Annotated in this window: 10 protein-coding genes; 7 read left to right on the forward strand and 3 right to left on the reverse strand. The window is 73.1% G+C overall.

Going from position 1 to position 15,175, the window contains the following annotated elements; translation table 11 throughout:
• Together AC07AL_RS08585 and AC07AL_RS08590 are read left to right on the forward strand one after the other, a co-directional pair.
• Entirely contained in the window at positions 1-771 is a 771-nt protein-coding gene (locus AC07AL_RS08585; RefSeq protein WP_478317226.1) for an HvfC/BufC family peptide modification chaperone, read from the forward strand.
• Entirely contained in the window at positions 768-2,087 is a 1,320-nt protein-coding gene (locus tag AC07AL_RS08590; protein ID WP_478317227.1) for a ferritin-like domain-containing protein, read from the forward strand. The genes AC07AL_RS08585 and AC07AL_RS08590 overlap by 4 nt, the downstream gene beginning before the upstream one ends.
• Positions 2,088-2,269: 182 nt before the next feature.
• Here AC07AL_RS08590 and AC07AL_RS08595 read toward each other — a convergent pair whose 3' ends face one another.
• Entirely contained in the window at positions 2,270-6,100 is a 3,831-nt protein-coding gene (locus AC07AL_RS08595; protein ID WP_363630038.1) for an nSTAND1 domain-containing NTPase, read from the reverse strand.
• Positions 6,101-6,433: 333 nt separating this feature from the next.
• Between AC07AL_RS08595 and AC07AL_RS08600 the strand changes: the two genes are divergently transcribed.
• Together AC07AL_RS08600 and AC07AL_RS08605 are read left to right on the forward strand one after the other, a co-directional pair.
• Positions 6,434-7,075 carry an RNA polymerase sigma factor gene (locus tag AC07AL_RS08600; protein WP_363583450.1) on the forward strand — a complete coding sequence of 214 codons (642 nt, stop codon included), beginning with the start codon at positions 6,434-6,436 and terminating at the stop codon, positions 7,073-7,075.
• Complete coding sequence (locus AC07AL_RS08605; protein WP_478317228.1) at positions 7,072-8,133, forward strand: CU044_5270 family protein; 1,062 nt, start codon at positions 7,072-7,074, stop codon at positions 8,131-8,133. Before AC07AL_RS08600 ends, AC07AL_RS08605 begins: the two co-directional genes overlap by 4 nt.
• A 140-nt stretch (positions 8,134-8,273) precedes the next feature.
• Here the strand turns inward: AC07AL_RS08605 and AC07AL_RS08610 are convergent, their stop codons facing one another.
• Positions 8,274-8,996: a TetR/AcrR family transcriptional regulator gene (locus AC07AL_RS08610; RefSeq protein WP_363583454.1), complete on the reverse strand. Its 723-nt coding sequence runs from the start codon at positions 8,994-8,996 to the stop codon at positions 8,274-8,276.
• Positions 8,997-9,100: 104 nt separating this feature from the next.
• Here AC07AL_RS08610 and AC07AL_RS08615 point away from each other — a divergent pair, with 104 nt between their 5' ends.
• A complete protein-coding gene (locus tag AC07AL_RS08615) occupies positions 9,101-10,723 on the forward strand; it encodes an FAD-dependent monooxygenase (protein WP_478317229.1) in 1,623 nt (540 codons plus the stop codon).
• A 110-nt stretch (positions 10,724-10,833) separates the two neighbouring features.
• Here AC07AL_RS08615 and AC07AL_RS08620 read toward each other — a convergent pair whose 3' ends face one another.
• Positions 10,834-11,751 carry a LysR family transcriptional regulator gene (locus AC07AL_RS08620; RefSeq protein ID WP_400987412.1) on the reverse strand — a complete coding sequence of 306 codons (918 nt, stop codon included), beginning with the start codon at positions 11,749-11,751 and terminating at the stop codon, positions 10,834-10,836.
• 142 nt (positions 11,752-11,893) lie between these two features.
• Between AC07AL_RS08620 and AC07AL_RS08625 the strand changes: the two genes are divergently transcribed.
• Positions 11,894-13,699: an acyclic terpene utilization AtuA family protein gene (locus AC07AL_RS08625; RefSeq protein WP_363583458.1), complete on the forward strand. Its 1,806-nt coding sequence runs from the start codon at positions 11,894-11,896 to the stop codon at positions 13,697-13,699.
• A complete protein-coding gene (locus AC07AL_RS08630) occupies positions 13,686-15,167 on the forward strand; it encodes a CoA transferase (RefSeq protein WP_363583460.1) in 1,482 nt (493 codons plus the stop codon). The genes AC07AL_RS08625 and AC07AL_RS08630 overlap by 14 nt, the downstream gene beginning before the upstream one ends.
• Positions 15,168-15,175: the final 8 nt, after the last annotated feature.

The raw sequence follows: 15,175 nt of genomic DNA on the forward strand, positions 1-15,175 counted from the left end.
ATGTCGACGGTCGAAGGGGCGCCGGCGCACCTGGCCGAACTCCAGCACTGGCTGCAGGCCGCCGTCCTCCACGCCACCGGCCCGGACCAGGAGGGCGGCGAGGCCACCGCCCAGGTGCTCACGCCGTCCAGCCGGCTCACCGCCGGCGAGCGGCTGGACATCTACCGCCGCGGTTACCGGCTGCGCCTACTGGCCTGCCTGCGCTCCTGCTTCCCCGCGCTGCGCCGACTCCTGGGGCCGGAGGCCTTCGACGCGCTCGCCACCGAGTACCTGAACACCTGCCCGTCCCGCAGCTGGACCCTGGAGCACTTCGCCGACGGCTTCGCGTCGCACCTCGCGACCACCAGACCCGACCGCGACCCACCGGGCCACGACGTCGATCCCTGGGTCCAGCTGATCGTCGAACTCGCGGGATATGAAAGGGCTTTCGCCGAGGTGTACGACGCCGAGCCGGACCGCGCGTGCCGAGTGCTGGCCTGTCGGCACCCCGTGCACCGCTACGCGGCCGCGGTGGCCCGCGGCGAGGACCCGCAGCCGCCGGCCGCACGCCCCGTACTCCTGCTGCTGCGCCGCCGGGACCACGGCGTCCACGTGACGGAGCTGACCGAGGACGTCCGGCGCACGCTCCTTGCCTCCCGGGCTGGGTTCCCCGGCCACCCCGACCGAGCCGGCCGCCCCGACCGAGTCGACCGCCCCGACCGGGCCGGTCCGCCACCCGCACCGCCCTCACCGCGCCACGAGCGCCCGGAACCGAACGGAGCCGAGGTATGACGACCGATGCCACCAAGTCCGCCACCCGTCGCCTGGCCGACATCCCCTTCGCCGTCACCCCGATCGACACGATCAAGGCCGACCGGCCGATCGAGGACATCGACGCCTTGCTCGACCACCTGCATCAGGCGGCCCAGGTCGAGCTGTCCACGATCCCGATGTACCTGTACGCGGCCTACTCCATCGGGACCAAGGGCCACAGCCAGTGGGACCCGGGAATCTCCGCCCAGCGCACGATCATCAGCATCGCGATCGAGGAGATGCTGCACCTGTGCCTGGTGCGCAACCTGGCGGTCGCGCTCGGCGGAGCGGACCGGATCGTCTTCTACGACCCGGACTTCATCACCAAGTACCCGAGCAAGATGCTCCATCGGACTCCGCCGTTGACCCTTCACCTGGAGCGGTGCAGCAAGGACCTGATGACCCGGGTGTTCCTGCCGCTGGAACTGCCCGCCGAGAAGGGCGCCGAGCCGCAACCGGACGAGTACAACACGCTCGGCCAGTTCTACCGGGCGATCGAAGAGGGCCTCAAGCACCTGACCCAGGTCGACCCGGACGGCGTGTGGAAGTACGCGAAGGCAAACGCCCCCTGGCAGTACGAGAGCGCGTACTGGAACCATGACGGCGGCGGCGAACCCGTGGTCATCACCGACCTTGACACGGCCCAGACCGCCTTGAAGATCGTGATCGAGCAGGGCGAGGGCGTGGACCCGAAGAAGGCCACCGTCCCGATCGACCCCGTCAACCCGCGACCCGGCCTCGACGAGCTCTCGCACTACGCGAAGTTCAAGAGGATCGAACAGGGCATCGAGGTCATCGGGCAGGTCCGCAACGTCCCCGGCGATCCCCGGGTGAAGGACTTCTCCGGACCGGCCGGAGGCCTGGCCCTCCTCTTCAATGCCGCCTACTGCTACACCCTGGCCATGCTCGACAAGCTCTACGCCGTCCGGTCGAACCTCAACCCGAACCGGACGAGCACCCGTTACCACCTGGAACGCACCTTCATCGCCTCGATGAGCGGTGTGCTCTACCCCATCGCGGAACTCCTCATGACGACCTCGGGCAGCGACGACCCCGCCTGGGACGGAGCCTGTGCCGCTCCCACCTTCGAGTACTACGACTTCGCCGCGGAGCAGAAGGCCAAGGGGCACCGGACCATGAAGGAGCACCTGATCTGGCTCTGCGAGACCGCCGTCGTCGACTTCCCCGAACTCGGCGGTGACAACAGCGTCCACTGGCTCCTGAAGAACCTGCCCAGCGTGGACGACATCCCCTCGGATCCCCCCACCAGCCGCCCGCGCCCGATGCCCAACTGACGGACCGCGACCGGCGCCCCGGCCCGTCCGCCCGCTCCGACGATCCGCGCAACGGGGGGTTGGCGGTGTCTTCGTGGCACATCCGGCGTTCGGGCGGGTGCGGGCGGGTGCGGGCGGCGAAGCAGGAGAGCTGTGGGTGGGCGGGTGCGCTGTGGGCGCGGGCTACGTCAACGACTCGGAGCTCACCGGCAGGCGTCGCCCGTGGCGGAACCGGAGAGGGATTCGGGCCAGTGGTTGCTCCGGCTCAGGTCGCAGATGCGGTCGGCGGTCCGGTCCGCGTCCGTGGGCCACAGCCGTGCTCCGTCGCTGGCGGCGGTGAGGAGCGTGCTCTGGTCGGGGCTGAAGGCGGCCGTGTGCACGGCTCTGGTGTGACCGACGAGCAGTGCCGTGACCTGCTGTGATGCCACGTCCCACAGGCACACCGTGCCGCTGGCGTCCGTGCTGGCCAGCGTGCGGCCGTCGGCGCTGAAGGTGACGGAGAAGACGGTGTTGATGTGGCCGGTGAGGGTGGCGACCGTCCGGCGCTGCGCCACGTCCCACAGGCGCACGGTGGCGTCGGAGCTGCCGGTGGCCAGGGTGCGGCCGTCGGGGGAGAAGGCCAGGGAAGCGATGGCGTTGGTGTTCTCGGACAGGACGGCGACGGTGCGGTGCGTGGCCAGGTCCCACAGGCGCACCGTCCCGTCGTACCCGGCGGTGGCCAGGGTGCGTCCGTCGGGGGCGAAGACGGCCTTGGAGACCAGGCTGGTGTGCCCCTGGAGGACCGCTGTCGTCTGGTGGGTCGCCACGTCCCACAGGCGTACGGTCGTGTCGAGGCTGCTGGTGGCCAGGGTGCGGCCGTCGGGGGAGAAGGCGACGCTCGACACCTGGTCGGTGTGGCCTTCGAGGGTGGCGACCGGGCGGCCTGACGCGGCGTCCCACAGGCGTGCCGTGCGGTCGGAGCTCGCGGCGGCCAGCAGGAGGCCGTCCGGGGAGAACGCCAGGTGCATGATGCCCTGGCTGTGCGCCGCGAAGGTCACGGCGGGGCGCAGCGGAGCGGTGGTCCACGAGGTGACGGAGCCGTCGGTGTGGCCGATGGCGAGGGTCCGGCCGTCGGGGGCGTAGGTGGCGACGGTCGCGAGGGTGTCCAGGTCGTTCGTCGCGCTGAAGGTGGCGGCGATCTGGCGGCTCTTGAGGTCCCACGTGTGGACGATGTTGTCGGTGGCGGTGGTGGCCAGCTCGTTGCCGTCGGGGGAGAGCGCCAGCGCGGGGGCGGATGTGTTGGTCTCGTGGAGGGTGGCGGTCAGTCGGCGCTCGGCCACGTCCCACAGGGCGACCGTGTTGTCCTGGCCGATCGTGGTCAGGGTGCGGCCGTCGGCGGTGAACGCGGCCTGGCTCACCTCCTGCGTGTGCCCGTTGAGGACGGCCGTGGTGTCGTGCGACGCCACGTCCCACAGCCGCACGGCGCGGTCGGCGCCGGCGCTGGCCAGGGTGCGGCCGTCGGGGCTGAAGGCGACGGTGCCGACGGCGCCGGTGTGGCCGGTCAGGGTGGCGAGCATGCGGTGGGTGGTGGTGTCCCACAGCTTCACGGTGTGGTCGGCGCCGCTGGTGGCCAGGGTGCGGCCGTCGGGCGCGTACGCCACCGCTCGTACGGAACCGGCGTGACCGGTGAGCGTCGTGAGGGCGCGCTGGGACGCCACGTCCCACAGCCGGGCGGTCTGGTCGTACCCGGCGGTGGCCAGGGTGTGTCCGTCGGGCGAGAACACCGCCGAGGAGACGGCGCCGGTGTGGCCGGTGAGGATGCCCGTCGTGCGGTCGGAGGCGACGTCCCACAGCCGTACGGTGCGGTCGGCGCCGGCGCTGGCCAGGGTGCGGCCGTCGGGGCTGAAGGCGACCGTGTTGACGATGCCGGTGTGGCCGGTCAGGGTGGCGAGCATGCGGTGGGTGGTGGTGTCCCACAGCTTCACGGTGTGGTCGGCGCTGCCGGTGGCCAGGGTGCGGCCGTCGGGCGCGTACGCCACCGCCGTCACGGTGCCGGTGTGACCGGTGAACTGGTTGGAGGAGTAGGCGGCGTAGGCGCTCAGCAGGCTGCCGCGGGCCTCGGTGGTGCGGGCCGTCCGGTAGCCCTCCAGCGCGACCAGCGCCGCGGCCTCGGGCTGCGTTTCGAGGAGTTGCCTGGATTGGGCGGCCCGTTCGCGGGAGACCGCGACGCGGCGCTGCGCGTCGGACTGCTCCCCCTGGACGAACGCGGTCACCGCCAGCACCAGGGAGAGCACGGTCAGGACGGCCAGCGCCACGACCGTCCGGCGCCGGCGACGGCCACGCTGGCCGTCCGCCGCGGTGCTGGCGTCCAGGAAGGCGGACTCAAGCCGGTTGAGCGCCGCGCCGCGGGTACGGGACCAGCTCCAGGCGGTGGCGAGCTGTGCTCCCCGGTACAACGCGCCCGGGTCGCGCTGGAGTTCGTTCCAGGTCAGGGCGGCCTGGGTGAGCCGGCGGTGTGTCCGCAGGGCCTCGCGGTCGACGTCGAGCCAGTGGCGCAGCCGAGGCCAGGCGCGGATGACCGCTTCGTGGGCGACGTCGACGGTGCCGTCGGCCAGGACGATCAGGCGGGCGGCGGCGAGCCGGTGCAGGAGGTCGTCGACGGTCGCGGCGTCGGCGAGGCCGTCGAGTTCCTTCCGGGCCAGGCGGCGGCGGGTGTCCTCGGTGCCCTCGCCCGGGGCGGTGAGCCGGAGGAACAGCAGCCGCATGGCCTCCTGGTGGCCCGGCGGGAGAGCGGCGTACATGGCCTCGGCGGTCTGGGTGATGGCTCCCCGCATGCCGCCGGTGGCCCGGTAGTCGGCCAGCCGCAGGACGGTCCCGCGGTGCCTGGTCCAGGTCTCGCGCATCGCGTGGGCCACCAGCGGCAGCGCGCCGGGCTGGCCGGTGGCCTCCGCGAGGACGGCCTCGAGCAGGTCCGGGTCCACCACGACGCCCGCTCGGGCCGCGGGTTCGACGACGATGTCCCGCAGCTCGGCCCGGGTGGGTGCGCCGACCGGCAGTTGGGCGCCGGAGCGGAGGGCGGCGGCCAGGGCGGGGTGGGCGAGGCAGCGGTCGTAGAAGTCGGCGCGCACGCTGATGACGACCCGTACCCGGGCCTCGGCCGCGCCGGCCCCGGCCGCTCCGTCGCCGGCTGTGTGGCCGTCGGCCGTCCCGTCGACGGCCGTGCGGTCGCCGGCCGTCCAGGCCAGGCAGGCCAGGGCCGCTTCCCGCTCCCCGACGTCCGCGCAGGTGGTGAAGAGCTCCTCGAACTGGTCGACGACGAGGACGACGCGCCGGTCGGCGGGCTGCGTGACCAGCCAGGTGTCCAGCGCGATCCCCAGGGCCGCGGGCTCGTCGGCCAGCGCGCGGGACAGTGCCTCCGCGTCACCGCCCGTCAGGGCGCAGACCGCCAGGGCCAGCGCCCGTAGCGGGTGGTCGCCGGGGACCAGCGGCGCGGTGTGCCAGGACTCGTCGAGCCGGGGGAGCAGCCCGGCCCGCAGCAGCGAGGACTTGCCGCTGCCGGAGGCGCCGACGACTGCCGTCAGCCGGTGGTCACCCACGTGCCGGACCAGGTGGCTCACCAGTTCCGACCGGCCGAAGAAGATGTCGGCGTCCCCCGTGCCGAACGCGGCCAGTCCCAGGTACGGGCAGTGAGCGGGGTCGCCCCCGTCCGCGCGGTCCTTGTCGCCGTCCTGCGCCGTGGCGGACGGCCCTTGGACGGCCCGGGAAGCCGCCAGCCAGCGGGCCTCCCACTCCGCCTTCTCCCCGCCGCACACCCGCGCGTAGGCGAGCACCACGGCCAGCGACGGCAGGCGCTCGCCCTTCGCTGCCTCCGCCAGCGTGCTGGCGGAGTAGTGCGACTCCTTCGCCAGCGCGCGGTAGCTCGGTGCGCCCGACCGGTCCCGTAGCTGGCGCAGCTCCCAGGCGAGCCGCTCCACCGGACCGGCCTGCGGATCGACGAACCGCTCCGGTCTGCCCAGTCGGGCCTTGCGCCGTGTCCCGTTCGGCCGCGTGTCCACGTTCACCACCCCTGGCAGGCCTCTCCCGCCCCCTCACATCGTTGTCCGACTTGAATGTCCTGCCCAGAGGGCTCTTTCGGACAATGCGCCGCCGCTGCAGAGTTTCTGGCATCGGGGGGTTCGCCGGAACACCTCGTGGCGTTCGGGGGACGGCCCGGTGGCAGCCGCTCGCCACCGGGCCGAGCGCCTCAGGTGCCGCCGCGCAGGTGCCGCCGCTCAAGTCGGCACCTGCGCGGAGGACCCGTCGTCCGCGCGAAAGGCATCCGCCGGTTGCCGGCACACCTGTGACGCAGCTCACTGGAACTGCTTCGTGGTGGCCGGACAACCAGAGGTGTGGACTATTCGCTGCACGAACGGATCAGAGCCGGGGACCCGGGCGCCTTCCGGCAGTTGTTCCAGGAGCACTCGCAGGCGGTTCTGTCGCACGCGGTCCGGGTGAGCGGGGACCGCGCCGGTGCCGAGGACGTCATGGCGGTGGTCTTCCTGGAGGCCTGGCGGCTGCGGGACAAGCTCCGCGACGAGGGGACCACTCCTCGCCCGTGGTTGATGGGCATCACTGTCAACGTGCTGCGCAACCGGGCCAGGGCCGCCCGCCGGCATGCGGCCGCCCTCGCCCGCATGCCGCTCGCCGAACCCGCCCCGGACTTCGCCGACGAGTTGGTCGGCCGGCTCGCCGACCGCGATCAACTGCTCGCTGCCAAGGCGGCGCTGGAGAAACTGCGCCGCGGGGAGCGCGAGGTGTTCTCGCTGTGCGTGTGGGCGGGCCTCAGCTACCCCGAGGCCGCCGAGGCCCTCGGCATCCCGGTCGGCACCGTGCGCTCCAGGCTCTCCAGGGCCCGGACCCGGCTGCGTGCTCTGGCCGACAAGGAACTGCGGCAGGCTTCGAAAACTCGCCGGGAACCCCTGCCGGCAGCCGGACAAGTACAGGGTGGCCGGATGGTTCCGGCCCGGTCGAACAAGGAGTGGAACAGATGACCAGCACCCCGGAGTGGCAGCAGCCGCTTGAGGACGCGGAGCTGAGGCACCTGCTGCCGGCGGCCGGAGCACCGGCCGCCCCGCTCGGCCGACAGCGCCAGATCGAGGAGTTCCTGATGAACGAGATCACCCGTACCCCCGAAGCCGCAGTGCCGGTCCGCCCCGAGGCCAGGAGGCGTCGGCGGCTGCTGATCGCCGTGCCCACCACGGTGGCGGCCTTCGCCCTCGCCGCCACCGTGGCGGCCACCACGCTCGGCAGCCCGGGAACGACCCCCGCGCGCAGTGAGCGCGTCGCCGCACCCGTCATCCAGGTCTCGGCGGGCGAAACCGCGGGCCTGGCCGGCGCGGTGGAGCGGATCTCGCTGGCCGCCGCGGCCGCGCCCGACCTCGTCCTGCGCCCGGGGCAGTACGTCTACATCGAGAGCACCGTCTCCCACCTCACGGGCACCATCGACGCCGCCAGCGGCACCTCGAACGTGTGGGTCGAGAAGCCCCACCAGCGCCAGATCTGGCACTCGGCCGACGGCCGCACGGGCTGGCTCACCGAAGAGGGCAAGTCCCCGGAAGGCGGCAAGGCACTCGAATCGGGCACTGGTGCCTACCTGAACGCGCCCTCCTACGACTACGTGCGCACCCTGCCCACCGACCCGCAGGAACTGCTGCAGAAGATCTACACCGAGACCAAGGGAAGCGGCAACGGGCCGGACCAGGAGGCGTTCGTCACCATCGCCGACCTGATCCGCGAGCAGGCCGTCCCCGGCAAGCTCGCCGCCGCGCTCTACCAGGCCGCGGCCCGCATCCCCGGTGTCGTCCTCCTCGACAGCGCCACCGACGCCGCCGGGCGCACCGGCATCGCGATCGCCCGGACCAACACCACCACCGGCTCCCGCGACGAGATCATCTTCGACCGCAGCTCCTACGCCTTCCTGGGCGAGCGCAGCGTCCAGGTCACCGAAGCCTACGGAGTCAAGCCCGGCACCGTCACCGCGAACACCGCCGTCCTCAAGCGCGCCGCCGCCGACGCCCCCGGCCGCCAGCCGGGCAACGCACAGGCCTGACCACACCCGCGCGTCGCTCCGCCCGTCGCTCCGGCCCCCGTTCTCGGGCCGGGGCGACGGGCGGAGCTGTGTGAGCAGACGGGCGGAGCTGCGTGAACAGCAGTTGACAGTGAACCCGGCCGGCTTCGGAACGTCACGCCCTAGCGGCGGGCGAGGCCGTCGATCATCAGGGAGACGGTGAAGTCGAAGCGGTCGTGGCCCGTGCCGGCGGTGAGTTCGGCGGCGTGGCGGGTGGTGTGGGGGAAGGTCTCGGCGGGCAGGGCGGTGAGGCGGCGCAGCAGCTCGTCGCGGTCGAGGACCCACGCGTCGTCGTCGTGTGCTGCTCGCTGGCGCACGATCGAGGCTTCGAGGCAGTAGGCGGCCACGTACAGCAGGAGTGCGTCGACGGCCCAGGCGGCGGCCTGTGGGGCGACGCCGCCGGCGAGCAGGATCGCCAGCATCCCTTCGCTGACGCGCATGGTTTCGAGGTCGGTGGGGGCGATGGCGAGCGCGGCGCGGGAGATCCCGGGGTAGTCCAGGTACTGGTCGCGGATCCGGGTGCAGACGCCGCGGATCTGGTCCCGCCAGGCCGCGGGGTCGGGCTCGGGCAGGGCGAGCGCGGCGCACAGCCGTCCGATGAGCAGCTCGTCGAGGTCGGCCTTGTTGACGACGTGGGCGTAGAGGGAGGCGGGCCCGGTGTCGAGGGCGCCGGCGAGGCGGCGCATGGTCAGTGCCTCGTAGCCCTCGGTGGCGATGACGCCCAGCGCGGTGTCGATGACCTGGTCCACGGTGATGGGGGCCTTGCGGCGTCGCGGCCTGGGGTCGGTTTCGGCGTCGGGGTTCGGCGGCTGGTGGCGTGCCGCGCGTCGCTCTCTCGGGTTCACCGGATCATCATAGCTTGACACGAACGCTGTTCGTTTATAGAACATTGTTCGTGACTAGGAATGTGAACGTGAACCGGGATCCGCATCAGGATTCGAACCAGACCATGAACCAGGACGTGGACGTGGACGTGACCGTCGTCGGCGCCGGGCCGGTGGGCCTCGTGCTCGCCGCCGAGCTGGCGCTCTCCGGGGCGACGGTGCAGGTGCTCGAACGGCTCGCCGAGCCGGACCGGTCGATGAAGGCGGGGGCGGTCAACGTCCCGACGGCCGAGGCGCTCGACCGCCGCGGCCTGCTGCCGGCCGCCGAACAGGTGCAGCGGGAGCAGCTCGAACGGGTCGGGTCGTTCGCCCGCGCGGTCGACCAGCCGCCCGGCGGTGGCCGGCCGGCGCGCGCACCCCGCTTCACCGGGCACTTCGCCGGGATGGTCCTCGACGCCGACCTCGTGGACTGGTCCGATACCGACCTCGCCGCGCACACCGCCGTCGACGGAGCGCGGATGGTGCCGCAGCGCGAGCTGGAGGCGCTGCTGGCCGGCCAGGTCGCGCGTCTGGGCGTGGCGGTGCGTCGCGGGGTGGAGGTCACCGCGCTCGAAGACACCGGCGACGGCGTGCTCGTCACCACCACCGCCGGCACGGTGCGCACCGGATGGCTGGTCGGGTGCGACGGCGGGCGCAGCACCGTGCGCCGCCTCGCGGGCATCGGCTTCCCCGGCACCGACCCCGAACTCACCGGACACCTGGCGGTCGTCGACATCGCCGACCCCACGGTGCTCGCGGACGGATGGGTGTGGTCGTCCAAGGGCGCCTACCGTTGCGGGCCGCAGCCCGGGCGGGTGGTCACCGTGGAGTTCGGCGGCGCCCCCGCCGACCGCTCCGCGCCGGTCACCCTTGAAGAGGTGCAGAGCAGCCTGCGCCGGGTCTCGGGCACCGACGTCACGCTCACCGCGCTGCGTGGCCCCGCGACCCGCTGGAGCGACAACGCCCGCCAGGCCGCGGCCTACCGCTCGGGGCGGGTGCTCCTGGCCGGCGACGCCGCGCACGTGCACTCGCCGTTCGGCGGCCAGGGGCTCAACCTCGGGGTCGGCGACGCGATGAACCTCGGCTGGAAGCTCGGCGCCGTGGTCGCCGGGTGGGCGCCCGAAGGGCTGCTCGACACCTACGACGCCGAGCGCCGCCCCCTCGGCGCCTGGGTACTGGACTGGACGAGGGCCCAGATCGGGGTGATGCGCGGGGACGCCAAGTCGGCCGCGCTCCGGGAGGTCGTCGCCGACCTGCTGGGCACCGGGGCGGGCGCGACCTACGCGGTCAAGAAGATCTCCGGGGTGACGCAGCGCGTCGACCTGCCCGGCGACCACCCGCTGGTCGGGCGGTACGCCCCCGACCTGTGGCTGGGGGACGGCTCCCGGCTGGTCGACCACGGCCACGGCGGCGGGTTCCTGCTGCTCGACCGTACGGCGGACGGCGCGTTCACCCGTCTCGCCGCGGGCTGGACCGGGCGGGTGACCAGCGTGACCAGCGTGACCGACGACCACGCGACGCCGACCGGAGTCCTCGTCCGCCCGGACGGAGTGGTCGCCTGGGCCTGCGACACCACCGACACCGACACCGACACCGACACCGACACCGACACCGACACCACCGCCGCCGACGCCGCCGGCCTCGAAGCCGCCCTGCACCGCTGGGCGGGCACGCCGTCCCCCTCGCCGGAGCCCGAGCCGGTGCGCTGAACCCCGGTGCGCGTCGACCTCGGCGGGTGTCCTGCCGCACGGCGTTGCCCCCCGCTCCTCGGGGGCGGCCGTTCAACCGTGGTGCCGACTCCCCGCCCGCTCCCGCGGCGTCACCCCGGGGAGGGACCGTGGGCGGTGGGCAGACCTTTGGCGAGGGCGGCGGCCAGTTCGGCCAGCATCTCGCCGGGGCCGGGCCGGTCCTGGTGCCAGGCCGCGACGGTGGTGAGGGTGAGATCGCCGCCTTCGATGGCGAGGGTCACGACGGGCTCGCCGGTGAAGGCCTTGCCTGTGGTGCCACCGCCCAGGGCGATGAGGGTGAAAGCCTGGCCTGCGGCGACCAGGTGGGCCAGGCCGCCGAAGTTGTCCCCTTCGAGCCTGATGCGCTTGCGGACCGCGACCCGGTTCAGGGCGTCGTCCAGTCTGCGGTAGATCTCCGGTGCGGCGTCGTAGCCGATCGAGGCGAACGGCAGGTGCGCGAGCTCTTCCAGCCGGACGGTCGTGCGGGCGTCGAAACCGGTCCCGCGTCCGACCACCACGGCCACCGGGGCCGTCTCCAGGTCGAGGGTGCGGATGCCGGGGCCGGTGACGGGACCGTGGAGGAAGCCCATGTCGATCTCGCCGGTGAGCAGGGAGCGCACCAGGGGCTCGGTGCTGGCGGGGCGCAGCCGCAGGAGGAGATCGGGGTGCCGGGCCGCGACGGTGTTCAGGAAGCTGGTCCGCAGTTCGGTGGACACATCGGGTGCGATGCCGATGACGACGGTGCGCGCAGTGGTGCCGGCTGCCGTGCGGACGAGGCCGGGGAGGGCGTCGAACCGTCGGATCGTGTCGCGGGCCGCCGGTAGCAGCGTCTCGCCGGCGGGGGTGAGTTCGACCTTGTGGTGGGTGCGGACGAACAGGGGGGTGGCGAGTTCGCGTTCCAGGTCCCTGATGCGCTGGCTCAGCGGGGAGGTCGCCATGTGCAGGCGTGCGGCGGCGCGGGTGAAGTTCAACTCCTCGGCGACGGCCACGAAGTACCGCAGATGCAGCATGTCCACCGCCACAACATACGCCCGTCTTCCACGTGACCGGTGCGGTCACGTGCGCGTGCGGGGATTGGTCGTGGCCGCCGGGGACGGTCGCCTCCTAACGTCGGACGGGAAGGGCTCACCCCATCGAGGGAAGGTGTTGACCATGAGCGGCCGACCCATTCGCATCGCCAACTTCTCCGGCTACCTGGGAGACCGGTACACCGCCATCGACGAGGCCGTGGCCGGTGACCCGGTCGACGTGCTGGTCGGTGACTACCTGGCGGAGATCACCCTCGCCGGCCTGTCGGCGCAGTACCAGGAGGATCCGGCGCGGGGCTACGTCGAGTACTTCCTCGACCAGCTGCGGCCGCACCTGGCCACGCTGGCCCGGCGGCGGGTCAAGGTGGTGACCAACGCGGGCGGTTTCCGGCCCGCCGCCCTGGCCGAGGCCGTGCGCGCGGCGGCCGCCCGGGCGGGCGTCGAGGTCTCGGTGGCCCACATCGAGGGCGACGACCTGCTGCCCCGGCTGCCCGAACTGGCGCGGGCAGGGCACCGGTTGGAGCACCTCGACACCGGCCGGCCGCTGGCGTCGTGGGGCGCGGAGCCCGTGTCTGCCAACGCCTACCTCGGCGGTTGGGGCATCGCGCGGGCGCTGGCCGAGGGCGCGGACATCGTCGTGTGCGGCCGGGTCACGGACGCGTCCCTGGCCCTGGGCCCGGCGGCGTGGTGGCACGGCTGGGACGGCACGGACTGGGACCGGCTGGCCGGTGCGGTCGTCGCCGGGCACATCATCGAATGCGGCCCGCAGGCCGTCGGCGGCAACTTCTCCGGCTTCACCCGCATCCCGGGCATGCTCACCCCCGGCTTCCCGATCGCCGAGATCGCCGAGGACGGCACCAGCGTGATCACCAAGCACCGGCGGGACGGCGGGGCCGTCACGGTCGACACCGTCACCGCCCAGCTCGTGTACGAGATCCAGGGGCCGCGCTACCTCAACCCCGACGTCACCGTCCACCTGGACGGCGTCCGGCTCCATCCGGCCGGTCCCGACCGGGTCCGGGTGTCCGGGGCGGCGGGTTCGCCTCCGTCGCCGACGACCAAGGTCGCGCTCTTCGCGCCCATCGGCCACACGGTCGTGAACACCGTCTACGTGACCGCGCCCGAGGTCGAGGAGAAGGTGGACCTGCTGCGCGCCCAGATCGGCAGGGACCTGCCCGCGGGCGTGGACGAGCTGGACATCACCAGGATCGGGACCGCGGCCACCGACCCCGAGACGCAGTGGGACGCGACGGTCGCGCTGCGGGTCATGGCCGCCGCCCGCGAGCGCGAGCCGCTGGAGCGCCTCGACCTCGCGGGCCGGCTGGGCAGCCTGTACCTGCAGAGCATCCCGGGTTTCTTCCTGGACGGCCAGGCCGTCCCGCAGACCAGCCCGAAACCCAGGATCGACTACTGGCCCGCCCTGCTGGACATCACCGCCGTGGCCCACCGGGTGGTCCTCGCCGAAGGCCGCACCCTCGACATCGCACCCCCCTCCCGGACGGCGACGGCCCGTCAGCCCGTCCACCCCGAGCCCGAGGAAGCCGTAGAGGAAGCCGTGGAGGCAACCCGGGTGCGCCGCGTGCCGCTGGGCACGGTCACCTACGCCCGCAGCGGCGACAAGGGCGGCAACAGCAACGTGGGGATCTGGGCCCACGACCCCGCCGTGTGGCCGTGGCTGCGCCGGACGCTGACCACGGCGCAGCTGCGGCTGCTGCTGCCGGAGGCGAAGGACCTCGACGTGGTCCGCCACGAGTTCGAGCACCTGCGCGCCGTGCACTTCGTCCTGCGCGGACTGCTGGGAACCGGGGGGTCGTCCAATCTGCGGGTCGACCAGGTCGGCAAGGCGGTCGGCGAATACCTGCGCGCCAAGCACGTCCTGGTCCCCGAAGCACTGCTGACCGGCGCGGAGGGCCCCGATGACGCTCACTGACCAACTCGCCGAAGCGGTCGCCGACCCGCTGACCCACGACGCCTTCGACCCGCACGCCCACCTCGCCCAGGTCCTGGCCGGGATCGGGATGAGCCCCGCCGACACCGGGGGTGCCATCGCCTTCCACGGCGCGGACCCGGTGGTGCCCAGCACCCTGCGCCTCGGGGCCGCCTCCGCCATCGCGCTGGCCGCCAAGTCCGCCGCCATCGCCAAGCTCTGGCGGCTGCGCGGCGGTCCCGGACAGGACATCGCGGTGGACCTGCGGGTCACCCCGCACCGGCTCTGCCCCTTCTACGACCGCAGGTGGGAACTGCTGAACGGCCACCCGCCCACCGCCTCGTCGAACCCCTCCCAGGCCCTGGGATTCCGCTTCTACCGTACGGCGGACGACCGCTGGGTCATGCCCCTCAACCCCTACCCCAAGATCAAGATCGCCGCCCAGCGGCTGCTCGACGTCCCGGACGACCCCGACCGCGTGGCCGCCGCCATCGCCCGCCGCGACGCGCGCGAGCTGGAGGAAGCCGCCGGGGCGGCCGGAGTGGTCCTGCCGATGCTGCGCACCACCGGTGAACTGCTCGCCGAGCGGCACTACCGCGACGTCCTCGCCGACCTTCCCCTGATCGAGATCACCAAGATCGCCGACAGCGAGCCCGAGCCGTTCCCCCACGGCGCCGACCAGCCCCTGTCCGGGATGCGCGCGCTCGGCATGGGCCACGTGATCGCCGGCGCCGGCCTCGGCCGGGCCCTCGCCCTGCACGGCGCCGACGTCCTCAACCTCTGGCGCCCGGACGAGTTCGAACACGACCTCACCTACGCCAGCGCCAACGTCGGCGTACGGTCGGCCACCGTGGACCCCTACCAGGGCGAAGGCGCCCGGCGGATCAGAGAACTGCTCGCCTCGGCCGACGTCTTCTACGCCAACCGCAGGCCGGGATACCTGGAACGGATCGGCCTCACCGCGCAGGAGGCCGCGCACCTGCGCCCCGGCATCGTCCACGCCACCGCCTCGCTCAACGGTGAACGAGGCCCCTGGGCGGAGCGCGTGGGCTTCGACCAGAGCGCCGGAAGCCTGACCGGCATGATGCTGCTGGAAGGCGGCGGCCAACGCCCCGCACTGCCGCCGATCCTCGTGGTCAACGACTACATCGTCTCCTGGCTGATGGCCGCCGGCGTCGTCGAGGCCCTGACCCGCCGGGCCACCCACGGCGGCAGCTACCGGGTCCACGTCTCGCTGACCCGCGCCGCCCTGTGGATCCTCGCCATGGGGGTGTTCGACCACGCCTATGCCCACGAGACCGCCGGACACGGCGAGCAGCACGCCTACCTGCCCCCACGGACCTTCACCGCCGACACCCCGCTGGGCCGCTACCAGGGCGTCACCGACCAGGTGGCCATGTCCCGCACCCCCGGCCGGTACCGCACCGTCCTCGTGCCCCGGGGCTCCTGCCGCCCGCAATGGGAGCGGTGACGCCGCGA

The organism is Kitasatospora sp. NPDC043949 (genome assembly GCF_056435365.1).

What these genes read in the sequence shown, in the direction of transcription:
- AC07AL_RS08585 (WP_478317226.1), top strand. Translation starts at nt 1, where the DNA reads ATGTCGACGGTCGAAGGGGCGCCGGCGCACCTGGCCGAACTCCAGCAC.
- AC07AL_RS08590 (WP_478317227.1), top strand. Translation starts at nt 768, where the DNA reads ATGACGACCGATGCCACCAAGTCCGCCACCCGTCGCCTGGCCGACATC.
- AC07AL_RS08605 (WP_478317228.1), top strand. Translation starts at nt 7,072, where the DNA reads ATGACCAGCACCCCGGAGTGGCAGCAGCCGCTTGAGGACGCGGAGCTG.
- AC07AL_RS08615 (WP_478317229.1), top strand. Translation starts at nt 9,101, where the DNA reads ATGAACCAGGACGTGGACGTGGACGTGACCGTCGTCGGCGCCGGGCCG.
- AC07AL_RS08620 (WP_400987412.1), bottom strand. Translation starts at nt 11,751, where the DNA reads ATGCTGCATCTGCGGTACTTCGTGGCCGTCGCCGAGGAGTTGAACTTC.
- AC07AL_RS08625 (WP_363583458.1), top strand. Translation starts at nt 11,894, where the DNA reads ATGAGCGGCCGACCCATTCGCATCGCCAACTTCTCCGGCTACCTGGGA.
- AC07AL_RS08630 (WP_363583460.1), top strand. Translation starts at nt 13,686, where the DNA reads ATGACGCTCACTGACCAACTCGCCGAAGCGGTCGCCGACCCGCTGACC.